9 protein-coding genes are annotated in these 12,175 nt (G+C 45.3%); 5 read left to right on the plus strand and 4 right to left on the minus strand.

The window, feature by feature from the left end; translation table 11 throughout:
- Positions 1-283: 283 nt before the first annotated feature.
- The 5 genes from JT717_RS05300 (at position 284) to JT717_RS05320 (ending at position 3,510) form a co-directional block, all read left to right on the plus strand.
- Positions 284-895 (plus strand): GNAT family N-acetyltransferase, encoded by a 612-nt coding sequence (locus JT717_RS05300; protein ID WP_205509163.1) that lies wholly within the window; start codon positions 284-286, stop codon positions 893-895.
- Between the two features lie 701 nt (positions 896-1,596).
- The gene (locus JT717_RS05305; RefSeq protein WP_205509164.1) at positions 1,597-2,061 is read left to right on the plus strand and encodes a hypothetical protein; all 465 of its coding nucleotides are present in this window, start codon (positions 1,597-1,599) and stop codon (positions 2,059-2,061) included.
- On the plus strand, positions 2,061-2,924 hold the full coding sequence (locus JT717_RS05310; protein WP_205509165.1) for a glucose 1-dehydrogenase: 864 nt from the start codon (positions 2,061-2,063) through the stop codon (positions 2,922-2,924). Before JT717_RS05305 ends, JT717_RS05310 begins: the two co-directional genes overlap by 1 nt.
- 16 nt (positions 2,925-2,940) lie before the next feature.
- Positions 2,941-3,156 (plus strand): hypothetical protein, encoded by a 216-nt coding sequence (locus JT717_RS05315; protein ID WP_205509166.1) that lies wholly within the window; start codon positions 2,941-2,943, stop codon positions 3,154-3,156.
- A 141-nt stretch (positions 3,157-3,297) separates the two neighbouring features.
- Entirely contained in the window at positions 3,298-3,510 is a 213-nt protein-coding gene (locus tag JT717_RS05320) for a YtxH domain-containing protein (protein ID WP_205509167.1), read from the plus strand.
- A gap of 163 nt (positions 3,511-3,673) precedes the next feature.
- Here the strand turns inward: JT717_RS05320 and JT717_RS05325 are convergent, their stop codons facing one another.
- From JT717_RS05325 to JT717_RS05340, 4 genes are all read right to left on the minus strand, one after another.
- On the minus strand, positions 3,674-7,312 hold the full coding sequence (locus JT717_RS05325) for a PKD domain-containing protein (protein WP_205509168.1): 3,639 nt from the start codon (positions 7,310-7,312) through the stop codon (positions 3,674-3,676).
- A 770-nt stretch (positions 7,313-8,082) separates the two neighbouring features.
- Positions 8,083-8,847, minus strand: coding sequence for a polysaccharide deacetylase family protein (locus tag JT717_RS05330; RefSeq protein ID WP_205509169.1), 765 nt, complete (start codon positions 8,845-8,847; stop codon positions 8,083-8,085).
- A 71-nt stretch (positions 8,848-8,918) separates the two neighbouring features.
- Complete coding sequence (locus JT717_RS05335) at positions 8,919-9,749, minus strand: polysaccharide deacetylase family protein (RefSeq protein ID WP_205509170.1); 831 nt, start codon at positions 9,747-9,749, stop codon at positions 8,919-8,921.
- A 217-nt stretch (positions 9,750-9,966) separates the two neighbouring features.
- The gene (locus JT717_RS05340) at positions 9,967-11,955 is read right to left on the minus strand and encodes a polysaccharide biosynthesis protein (RefSeq protein WP_205509171.1); all 1,989 of its coding nucleotides are present in this window, start codon (positions 11,953-11,955) and stop codon (positions 9,967-9,969) included.
- Between the last annotated feature and the right edge of the window lie 220 nt (positions 11,956-12,175).

Raw genomic sequence — 12,175 nt, forward strand, 5'->3', positions numbered from 1 at the left:
TCCACTGTCATTGTTAATTACAGGATTCCTACCGAGCATGGTTGCACTAAGTGAATATATGTAGCACTGCGTAGTGGTTGCGTAGTATAAATACAACTTTCACATTTTTCTTATTGTCATCGGGCACTGATGCGGTGTTATTTAACCTGGTGCTGCTTTAAATAGCAGCAGCAAAGATTTTAGCGATTACTGCGCCTCCATTTTTTATTGAAGTTATCATTAAGGCTCTGGTTAGGCACTAAGAGCTCCCGGGCAAAAAAACCGGGAGCTTAAATTTTTCTTTATGGAATTAGTATGCTCTACACCAGGTATTCCAGGTCTGAAGAACGGATTGATCGCTTCTACCGGCCTGACTGTTCAAAAGGAAGTTGTTTTTAAAAAACACTTTCAACAACCTTCATATGCCCTGTGCCTGCGCACCATTAACATACCCCACGACATGCCGGCCATTTGCAGCTGGGCATGGAAACAAAGCCGGGCGGCTGACACCCTTGCCACGAGCTATCAGTATGCTGACAGCTCAGATTTTGTTCGTTCTTTCATGATATTATTAAATAACCGGCTGGCTGTTTGCCAGGTAGATATCTGCGAGGCAGACAAAGACGAGCTCTTTGATGCCTACCCGGCTACCACCGGCGATTATATTATCAGGATATTAATGAACAGCAACAAGAAAACGGTTCGCCCGCTCCAACTCAAAGCCCTTCAAACCTGTATGGAGTATTTCTTTTCATTTCCTGAGATCAGGCAGGTTATTGCAGAACCAGAGGCTGACAATAAACTGTATAATGACATTTTGTTGAAAGCCGGATTTCAGTTTGAAGACCAGGTATGCAATCAATATGCACTGTGCAATTTGTTTGTTTGTACAAGGCAAAGCTTTATATCAGCATAAAGCGGGCTACCTGATAAAAGAGTATACGAGACTACCACATCTCTTGTATCTTTTTTAGCTTGTTTCAGCCCTTACCATTGACCTTATCCTGCAACCAGGCACATGAAGCAATGTGGGCTATGTATTTATTAAAATAATCGCAGCCCATTGGCTGAAATGTTCCTGGCCGTTACCATTGACCTTGTCCTGAAGCTAAGAGTTTCAAGTGAGTAAAAGAGAAAAGCGCTTTCCATAGATCTCTTTTTACTCTTTTACTCCTTTACTCTTAGCCACCATCGCCTTGTTCTGTTTTTACCTTATCCTTACTTAACCTTGTCCTTGAACGTTGTGAGGCTGCCTGTAATTTCGCGCGCCATCATGGCACTGGTCGTTGCTGTTATACAGCAGCTTCATCAGCATGTGTGCAACCCGTTACTAAGACACAACCTTATCCGTTATACCTTGTCCGCCCATGAAAAAGCCATGGGTCATGAAGCAGCATTATATGAATTATTAAACCCGTTTTAAGGAGGGGATCAGCCATAGATCTCCTCCTTTTTGCTTTAGCACTTTTCATTGCGCATTGTCTAACCATCACTCATAACCTGCCTTCACCGGCATCTTACGCCAGACGCTGCTGCGTTTTTTCCGCTGTAGATTAATCTCCCCATCCCCTGCTATCATTACAGGCACGACTTTTTTGCGCATATCAAAAAAAGTATATGACGTTGAAAGCTTTTTACTGGAAGTATTCTCTATGGGCTGCCATCGTGAATACCGTGAGCATAATTGCTTTTTTGCTGGTGCGCGAATACGAGAATGTCTGGATCCTGTACATTGGCAATATGCTGTTTGCTGCTGTTGTGCTCGTTGGCGTGTTCAGGGGTTATCACAGGGTACATGACAGTGCCAGTGTGCGGTCATCATCGATGATGGGCATTAAGATCACCATCTACGGTGTGTTGCTGGCAACACTACTATGCGGCCTGGTGCTGTTAATTAACTCAATGTTTGCAGGCTTAAATGATGCCAGCAATCCGCCGCAGAGCGGTCAGGGGGATATGCTGTTTCATATTGTATCCAGTACCATTGGTGGGAATGCGATCTTAGGGGCATTGGCGGCGGTGCTTGGTGCAACGGTAGTTAAAAAGAATCAAAAGACCGAACAAGGCAAAACACTGTATTAATGCAACATGGACAGAAGAAAAGGAAGGTACGCCCGGCCCAGAAAGTGAAACGGAAGCAGGGGAAAGAGAAACAAATGCAACCCCAGCCTGTGTATGAAAAGGAAAGAGATGTTTTGCGGCTGCGAAATAAAACCGCCATTATAACCGGTGGCGATAGTGGCATAGGAAGAGCGGTAGCTATTGCCTTTGCCAAAGAAGGCGCTGATGTTGTAATAGCCTATCATGAGGACAATGAGGATGCCCGGTTAACGGCTGAGCGGGTGGAAGCGATCGGACAAAAATGCCTGTTAATTGCTGGTGACATAGGTAAACCGGCACATTGTAAAAAGATCGTACAACAAACCATAAATCGTTTCGGCCGGCTCGATATCGTGGTAAATAATGCAGGCATTCAGTTTCCCCAGGATGAATTGTCTGCCATTACACCAGAGCAGCTGAAGAAAACTTTTGAGACGAATATTTTCGCCATGTTCTACCTGGTGCAGGCAGCGGAACCATATTTACAGGAGGGCGCTTCTATCATAAATACAAGTTCCGTTACGGCTTTTCGCGGCAGTTCGCATTTACTGGATTACTCGGCTACCAAGGGCGCCATTGTAAGCTTTACACGGTCGCTATCGGCCTATTTTGCGAAAAAGAACATAAGGGTCAATGGCGTAGCACCCGGCCCTGTATGGACGCCCCTCATCCCGGCCACTTTTCCGCCGGCACATGTTTCCTCGTTTGGATCCGACACACCGTTAGGCCGCGCCGGGGAACCGGTAGAAGTAGCCGGCAGCTATGTTTTCCTGGCCTCCGAGGAGGCTTCGTATATAACGGGACAGATACTGCATCCGAATGGCGGGGAAATTGTAAACTCATAACTTAAAACAACACAAAATGAAAGTCTTAGGAATCATCCTGATCGTCATTGGCATTGCCATGATCATTATAAGACAGGTAAACGTTACCACAGAAAAAGAAGTGGCCGACCTGGGCCCTATTGAACTGAATAAAAAAGAAAAGAAACAAGTGGCCTGGCCCACCTATGCCGGCATTGGCGTAGCCGCGATAGGCGCGGTAATACTGGTTGCAGCCTCCCGTAAAACCAGCTGACCGGGCCTTGCCCTCAATGGGGATTTTTATGCACAACAGCCCGCCTGATATCCGGCTCTCAGTCAAGATATTAAAGAGGGAACAGGATTTGAAGCAATTAAAATCATCAATACATCTATTACTTATTTAAAATTTATAATCATGACTACAACAACTAAAGTTATTCTGGGCCTGATAGGTGCCGCTGCTGTAGGCGCTGCTGTGGGAATGTTATTAGCACCTGAAAAAGGAAGTGATCTTAGAAGGAATATTAAAGATCAGGCCGGCAAATGGGGCGATAAGCTCACCGACATGTGGCAAAATGGTAAAAGAACTGCTGAAAAAGCATCTTCTCGGATGCAAACCGAAATGTAGTCATTTCCGGTTGATGGTCCGAAACCATATCCCGGGCAGGCTTAGGCCTGCTCTTTTTATTTATAGGTATTAAGTACACTTTCATAAAAGCTTATTACGTAAAACAAAAACCCTTCCGGAGTACCGGAAGGGTTTTTTATTCGACTTTACATCATCTATATAGTTACTGTTTCAGCAGTTTGGTCATAACTGTCTTATTCCCCTGCCAGGTAATTACGGTATATACCCCGGGCAGCCAATGAGCACCTACAGTAACCGTTGTATTATTGCTCAGGTTATACAGGGAGGTTACCCTTTTTCCTGTTGAATCATAAACATGCAGGAAGATGGTATCGGTATTGTTGCTGGTGATCCTCAACTGGAAGGTAGTTTTTGATGGATTGGGATAAGGCACTACCGTTAACAGACCGAGGTCAGGTTGTTTAATTTCCAGCGCCGTTACGGTAATCGTTTCACTGTCGGTTGCGCCCTTATCATCGGTAACCGTTAATCTGAACACATAGGTCCCTGCCACCAGGTTGCGTAATTCGGTAGTGGCTGCATTAGGTGTCACCAGCATAAAGGAAGAAGGACCACTTATTTTTGTCCATCTATAAGAAACGATCCTGCCGTCAGGATCATAAGATCCCGAGCCGTTTAATGATACGCTGGCATTCGGCAGCTGCACGGTAATATCGTTTCCGGGCATAGCTACCGGGCTTTGGTTCCCCGGCGAGGCCGCTTCATTTACCACTACAGTTACATCATTATTCGCTGTGGCGCCCCTGTTATCAGTCACCGTTAATCTGAACACATAAGTACCGGCTATCAGGTTACTTACCTGGGTGATCGCTGAACCAGCACTGTTGATAAGGAATGAGGAAGGTCCGCTCACCTTGGACCAGGCATATTTTGTAACAGAACCATCAGGATCAGTAGAAGCCGTACCATTGAGGGTAACTCTGTTGGTTGGCAATGTAATGGCCGTATCCGGTCCGGCATCAGCCACGGGTGGCCTGTTGGCCGGGGTCGTGCTGTTATTCACGATCACATTTACCGTATCTTCAGCAGTTACCCCTTTGTTATCGGTAACTGTAAGTTTGTATACATAGGTACCGGCCACCAGGTTGGTCAATGCCGTTGTAGCTGCCCCTGCATCGGCAATGGTGAATTGCGAGGGACCGCTCACCTTGGACCATGCATACTTTGTAATAGAACCGTCAGGATCTTTAGATGCACCGCCATTGAGGGTTGTGCTGTTCAATGGCAGGGTAAGGTTGATATCGGCGCCTGCATTTGCAACAGGACCCAGGTTAGCGGCATTCACGGTTACGGTAACTTCATCGGTACCGGTGGCGCCTTTATCGTCAGTTACCTGCAGGCGGAAAACATACACGCCTGCCGCAAGCCCGGTTATCGTTGGTTTATTGGAAGCTCCGTTGCCAATACTGAATTGTGAGGGCCCCGCTACTTTCGTCCAGGCATAACTTACGATACTGCCATCCGTATCCCTTGAAGCCACACCATCGAGGGTCACATAATTCACGGGCAGCGTAATAGCAATATCAGAACCTGCATTGGCGATCGGGGCCACATTGCCAGAGGCCGGAGGTTGCGACCCAATGGGATCGGAAAACAATTGGCCCATTGGCACATACTCCAACGGTAAGCTGGCGCTCTGCCACTTTAACCCTATGTTCGAACGATTGTCTGTGTTAAAATACTCGAGCCTGATATCGTATTTCTGCCCTGCAAGCAAATGAATAGGCGGAGAAGTTTGTACGCCGGGATATGGCTCGCTCCAGCTATCTATCACCAGTTTACCATCGATATACAACCTGATGCCGCCACCGGTCTCTACATGGAATGTAAGAGGCTCTGAATAATGCGGCATCACCTTGCCCGTCCAGCGAATGGAATAGCTGTTGCTGGTAATTTTATAATGAACGCCTAATTTATTCCAGTGGAAGAAATATATTGAAACGTCTGTTCTGGTGAATGCTGGTTTCGATAAGTTGGTATCATTAAAATACTCCGCTTTCAACCCGTTCCCATTTCCCCAGATGGTGGGCGCAAAAGGGGCAATATTCGTTTTACCTGACCTGGTAAGCATATAAGACTGACCAAGTACCGGTTGCACCCGCATCGTTTCATTGGAGCCTGCGAGCGGACTAAGTAAATAATCCACCGCACTGGCCAGGAAAGAAAGCGCGCCGCCTACAATTCCTTCTGTAGTACATTGAATAATATCTACTTTCTTTACGGCTTTGGGCGACTGATTTATAATGCCCGCTTTGCGATGCCCCCTGATGGTGCAGTTCCTGATAAAGATAGGCCATGATCCATCCAGCGGGCCTTCTTCCATCCTGATGGCGTAATCGAGGCCCGCAGCATCGATGATCAGGTTCTCGAACCGTATGCGATTGCTGTTAGCCGAAGCGGCTTTGATCTGGATCTCGCTGTTATAGATATGACCATCCCGATAGAAATAACAGTTTGAATAGGCACCATGATAAATGCCCATTTCATTATTATAGAGTACAAAATCTTCAATAACGTGTACTTTCTCATTGTTTTGCCAGGTTACCAATCCGCCGCAACAATTGTGCGCCATATTTCCTTTAAATTCCCAGGCGCTTTCAATGGTTCCTTCCTGCCAGAAATAAGCGCCGCCACTACGGAAGTCACCCGTCATTCCGATAGCTACATTATTATTACAAACATTATCATCGCCCACCCCCAGAATAAAGGCGGTTACAGTAAATGTAGGTGCATCGCTGTTGTCAATATCAGCTGCATCATGAAGGAATGAACCTCGTGCCACTATATTGTTATTCCAGGTGATACCATGGGTCAGATCCATTACATCCCACCAGAAAGCGGTCTCCATGAAATTGTAAGCCACATTGCCTTTCATGGTGATGCCATTGGAGGAGTGGGGTACATAGCTATGGCTGCCTGTATCGCGGATAACACAACCTTCCACCATCGATCCCACGCTACCGTTACCACAATGGTGAAAATGAAGCCCATAGCGGCCCAATACAAATTCGGGGGTTGAATCGCCGGTGCGGTTCTTTCGCGGCCCGATATATCTTATTTGTACGTTCTTAATGGTTTGTGGTACCGAGGTGCGAATGAAAATATGCGTTCTGCCCGTAGCGGTTCCTTCAATACGTACGTTCCTGGTAAGATTGATCACCTCGGCGGTCCAGATATTGATCTGCGGATGCGCACGTACTGTTGCTGCATTCAATGTAACAGAGGAACCGGAAATACTTCTGATGGTACGATCTTCAAAACCATTGGTATATGCGTTGCCGACAGTTGGAGACTCGGTTGGGGCAATGGTAATATCATCGCCCACCTGCCATCCCGCCGGCGTGGTGTTCAATGAAATAGTAGTTGCGCCAGAGCTGATATTGCCAGCAGCGCGTACGAACGCCGTTTTAGCAGCGCCCACAAGATCTAACAAACCTGATCCCATGGCCCACAAGCCAACGTCGGCGCCTATTACGTCCATACCGCCGCCAACAAATTTGCTTTCGTCGATATTGATAAACCGTAAAGTTTGAATGATACTGGCAGAAGCAGGACGCATGATCAATTTGCCTTCTACTACAACATTGCCGGTCGATTGAAGTGTTGTGCTTTTGCTGCTGTCGAATTGTAAGGTAGCGCCGCTGCTAATACTTACACCGGCATAGATTCCTGAAGTAATATCGAATGTAACGGTATGTCCTGATGAAATGAGAGGAGTATCTATAGGCCCTGGTAATTTACCGCCCCAGGTAGCAGGATCAGACCAATTGCCCGATTGCATACTAGCGATTGTGCCGAAGAGTGCGAATGTTTGTCGCGGCGCACACTCAATCACATCGGGTCGAGTTTCTTTTTTCTTAGCACCTAACTGCGAGGTCAAACAAACTCCGGTTGCAGTCAAGGACGCATCCCGGAGGAACTTCCTTCGAGTAGTGTTGATCATAGGAGTATTTTACGTTTTTCTTAAAGAGTAGTTTCGTAGTTTCACTAGTGAACTAACAATTATAATGCCTGAAACCGGGTCGATTAAAAGATTCATAAAAAAATAGACTAAAGTCAAACACATGTTTTCATTTGAAATATGAAGTCAACTTTTAATCAATTCAATTATTCATTTCTTTCTTCAAACCCTCTTCCCTGTTAGTTTATAGTATAAAACAACCGCACTCTTAAAAAAGTGTAAGAAAAACAACCAGCTTAAAAAAAACAGCAGCATTTCGTATATCTACCGGTAAAATATACTAGCGCACCATAGATACTATCCCATAAAACGAGTAAGTACTTGTGCTTATAAAAATGTGGAAAAGCGCTGGCTAACAGAAAATTAAAGCGACAGAAAGGAACCGGATGCCGAAAGGTATTGACTGTACGCCGTTAAAACAGCAACACAAAAGAAAAAGGGCCGGTCCTATTAAATTATTTTTTAATAGAACCAGCCCTTGCCGTTATAATATATAAATAAGGAGTAAACAGCTGACGGTGGTCAGTTACTAATAAACGTAGTGGCTACAGTTTATTGCTGCTGTTGTCCATATACCCAGTAGGGTTTGGCTACTTCAGCATTTTTTCAAAACGGTTAAATATCTTGATGTAGCCCCATACACAAACCTTAAACTTCCAGAAAGGAAACAGTCCACTCACATGGATGCGGCTTACAAAAAATCTATTCTCCACCGGGATCTTATCTACCCAGTTACTTACCCGGAATGCCAGCCGGATGCCATGCTGCTGCAGCAATTGGAACATAGCCAGTTTCTTCTCTTCTTTTTGCTGATTATAGGCGCCAAAGGTATATGCGTGGCATGGCTGCACCGGAATGCCTAATTCCTGTAAGCGGGTCTTTGTTTTAATGAGATCAGCTTCTATTTCCGGCAAACTTAAGGAGGAATAGCTCTCATGCATATAGGTATGCCATCCGAACTGAACCTGGTCTTTGCTCATTTCAATGGCTTCTTCCGCGAACATGAATTCGCCCATTGGGTTGGGCGCCACCTGTTTATTATCCGGTGATCGAATGAAACCGGCCACCAGGAAAATGTTCGCCTTGATATCATATTCCTTTAAAAGCGGGTACAGGTTGTTATAGTTATCTCTATATCCGTCGTCGACGGTGATCATTACCGGCCGTGCAGGCAATGGCTTTTTCTGTTCCACATGCGCCAGCAGCTCACTGAGGAAAATGGTTGTGTAGCCTTTTTTATTGAGGTACGCAAACTGCCTGCGCAGCTGATGGGTGCTAACAGTCAAAAAATCAGGTTTATCAGTGCTTATCTTATGGTAATTCAATACCGGTAATCCGCCAAAAGCCGACCCCATTTTAAAAAGTAAAAAGGCGACTACTAGCAACACAATTAGCCCTGTAACAATTAAATATACCATTGTACTGTCTACTTAAATATTCGTTCAAAGCGGGCAATGATGCGGATGAAGCCCAGCAATGTCATTTTGAATTTGAACATAGAATAGGTGCCACTTATAGTTGACCGCTTAAGCAACAAGCGGTTCACGTTCTTCATTGGCAGTTTATTCAGCCGGTCGCCTGTTTTAAATGCATAGCGCACCCCATGCTTCTTCAAAATACCGAACATGGCTTTCTGTTTTACCGGGTCATTTTTCAGGTAAACGGCGAACGAATAGGCGAAACAGGGTTGATAGGGTATTCCCAGCTCATCGAGCCTTTGTTTGGAAACCCGCATGTCTTCATCAATCTCTTCCAGGGTCATTCTATCGTAACGCTTGTGGTACATGGTATGCAAACCAAATTGAATGTGGTCGCGGCAAACGGTTTTGGCCTCTTCCAGCGTCATAAACTCCCCTTCGGCCCGCGGCCCCATGTTGCCAGGCGTTTGTACAAAACCGGCCACGATAAAAATGTTGGCCTTGCAATTGAACTCCTTCAATAAAGGATACAGGTCTGTATAATTGTCCCGGAAACCATCATCCAGGGTGATCATCAGCGGTTTTGGTGGTAATGGCGTTCCCTTTTCAAAATAATCGATGAGGTCGCTGATGAAGATCGTATTGTATCCCTTTTTGGTGATATATTCAAGCTGCTCACGCATGCGCGAAGTGGCAACATTTATAAAATCGGGCGTCTTCGTACTGTTGATCCTGTGATAGACCAGCACAGGCAGTCCTCTGAAAAAAGGGCCTGCATACATGTACATAAGAATGAAGAGCATTACCAGGATGATCACCGGTATTATAATAGATGCCATAATTGATATGTATTGATGATAATTATTTATAATGCGATAATCCTGGGAAATTGGACCGGCGCCGGCAAAGGATACTGTCTGAGGAAGACTTCAAGTGAAAGATGTGCCTGAAAGGAGATTGGCCGGCAGCAAATAAGAACAGGCAACAACCATTATAATACATTGCTTAGCGGGTTCTCATCAATATATTATGATTGTTGCCTGCGTGGTTGGTGTTTCAATCGGCGGCCGTTGCTGTGAAGGCCTTATTAAGTTGTAGATCGAGTTTCTCGTACTGCGAATTCTTGCTTTTGAATTCCGGAACCAACTCCTTCATTTTCTTAACAATGCCATAATTATCCTCGAGCCGGCTCAGGCTGATCAGATCCTCAATATCCCTTACTACTTTATGCGAAGAGGGAATGATCTTGGCTATTTTGATCTTTTCATGGTGGGTAGGCAGGGTCTTTTCTTCTGCATTCAGCAGCTCTTCATATAACTTCTCACCAGGCCTTAAGCCGGAATAAACGATCTTGATATCTTCATCGGGCGTTAAACCGGCCAGGCGGATCATCTTCAATGCGAGGTCAACGATCTTAACCGGCTTGCCCATATCGAATACAAAGATCTCAGCGCCCTTACCCATGATCGCCGCTTCCATGACCAGCTGTACGGCTTCCGGGATCGTCATGAAGTAGCGGGTGATCTCGGGGTGGGTAACTGTAACCGGACCGCCATTCTGGATCTGTTGCCTGAAGCGGGGGATCACAGAACCATTAGAGCCCAGTACATTGCCGAAGCGGGTGGTAATGAATTTTGTTTTGGTATTGCCATTCGCACCATGTTTACTGTCATTATTGATCAATCCCATAATGGTTTGATCAACCAGGTTGTCGGCCACACTGCTCAGCGACTGAACATACATTTCCGCAATCCGTTTGGAGGTACCCATCACATTGGTTGGGTTCACCGCCTTATCGGTTGAGATCATCACAAACTTGTGCACGTTGTACAATACCGACAGATCGGCGATGATCTTGGTTCCCATTACATTGGTAAGAATAGCCTCGGAGGGATGTTTTTCCATCATAGGCACGTGCTTGTAAGCAGCGGCATGGAAAACAAAATGCGGGCGGAATTCCCGGAACGGTATCAGCATCCGGTTGCGGTCGCGAATATTACCTATGAAAATCTTAATATTGGCATCAGGGAATTTTTCTTCCATCTCCAGCTGTATTTCATGCAGCGGCGATTCCGCCTGATCACACATAACCACCATTTCCGGATGGAAGGATAATACCTGCCGAACGATCTCTGAGCCAATGGAACCCGCTGCGCCGGTGATTAGGATCCTTTTCCCCGTAAGCTCTCTCGATATCTTTTCGTTATTTATAATAATAGGCTCACGCTGTAACAGATCTTCGATGCGCAGTTCCTGAATTTGCTTCAGGCTTAATTTACCATAGATCCATTGGTCGGAAGGCGGAACAGTAAGAACTTTAATACCGAATTGTAAACATTTTTCAATAACTATCTTTTTATCATTGTTATCAAGCTGCTCGTTCATCAATATGAGCTTGTCGATCTTCTTTTTCGTTTTCAGCATGTGCAGCTCCCTGATATGGTATACCCTTTTCTGCTGAATGGTAACATTGGCCCGGTTCAGATCTGTTTCAACAAAGCCCGCAATGACAAATTTATTGGTGATGCTCGATTCAATGGCCTGCTTTACCAGCATGGCCTCGGTATCACTGCCAAATATCAAGACATTCTCCTTTACAATGATAGCGTTATGCTTTACATAATAATAAAATCCGCGGACCATTGACCGCAGCATCATATGCAGCGTACAACTGATAAAGAAGTTGATCAGCAGCACGCCTGAAATGTTCAGGGTATTAATATGGTATTCGCGGTTCACGACCGATACTACGGCAATGGGGTATAATACGCCGGTGATCAAAACAGCCAGGGAGATCCGCATTACGTCATAGACATTTGAAAAGCGGAGCATACCTGTATGTATACGCATAAAATAAAATACCGGCAATGAGATCGCACAGTAAAGGGTGGTATACACAAAAAAGTGACCGCGCATTATTTCAGAAAACTCAAATTGCTTTACGACAAAATAGGATAACGTAAAGGAAAAGCCGGTAATGACCAGATCGATGATCAATATAACCCACCTGGGTACTGGCCGGGAGAAAGAAAGAAACTGCTTCATGCTATTGACCAATATGTTTACAATGTGATTGTTCCGAACGTGGATTTCCAAGGACTAAAATGGAATTACCATGAGCAAAAAGCAAAGGATGATCACGGCGGAATGGATATTACGCAGGAAATATGGATCAGGCACTTGAACTAAGCACAGAAAATGGATTGTAAACAGCAGGAAGTTCAAAGGATTAACACAAAACCAACAACATATATATGGCTTTATA

The sequence above is a fragment of the Longitalea arenae genome (assembly GCF_016924755.1).
Taxonomy (GTDB): domain Bacteria; phylum Bacteroidota; class Bacteroidia; order Chitinophagales; family Chitinophagaceae; genus Niastella; species Niastella arenae.

Excerpts from the sequence above, each read along its gene's own strand:
- JT717_RS05300 (WP_205509163.1), top strand. The coding sequence starts at position 284 with ATGGAATTAGTATGCTCTACACCAGGTATTCCAGGTCTGAAGAACGGA.
- JT717_RS05305 (WP_205509164.1), top strand. The coding sequence starts at position 1,597 with ATGACGTTGAAAGCTTTTTACTGGAAGTATTCTCTATGGGCTGCCATC.
- JT717_RS05310 (WP_205509165.1), top strand. The coding sequence starts at position 2,061 with ATGCAACATGGACAGAAGAAAAGGAAGGTACGCCCGGCCCAGAAAGTG.
- JT717_RS05315 (WP_205509166.1), top strand. The coding sequence starts at position 2,941 with ATGAAAGTCTTAGGAATCATCCTGATCGTCATTGGCATTGCCATGATC.
- JT717_RS05320 (WP_205509167.1), top strand. The coding sequence starts at position 3,298 with ATGACTACAACAACTAAAGTTATTCTGGGCCTGATAGGTGCCGCTGCT.
- JT717_RS05325 (WP_205509168.1), bottom strand. The coding sequence starts at position 7,312 with ATGCAATCGGGCAATTGGTCTGATCCTGCTACCTGGGGCGGTAAATTA.
- JT717_RS05330 (WP_205509169.1), bottom strand. The coding sequence starts at position 8,847 with ATGGGGTCGGCTTTTGGCGGATTACCGGTATTGAATTACCATAAGATA.
- JT717_RS05335 (WP_205509170.1), bottom strand. The coding sequence starts at position 9,749 with ATGGCATCTATTATAATACCGGTGATCATCCTGGTAATGCTCTTCATT.
- JT717_RS05340 (WP_205509171.1), bottom strand. The coding sequence starts at position 11,955 with ATGAAGCAGTTTCTTTCTTTCTCCCGGCCAGTACCCAGGTGGGTTATA.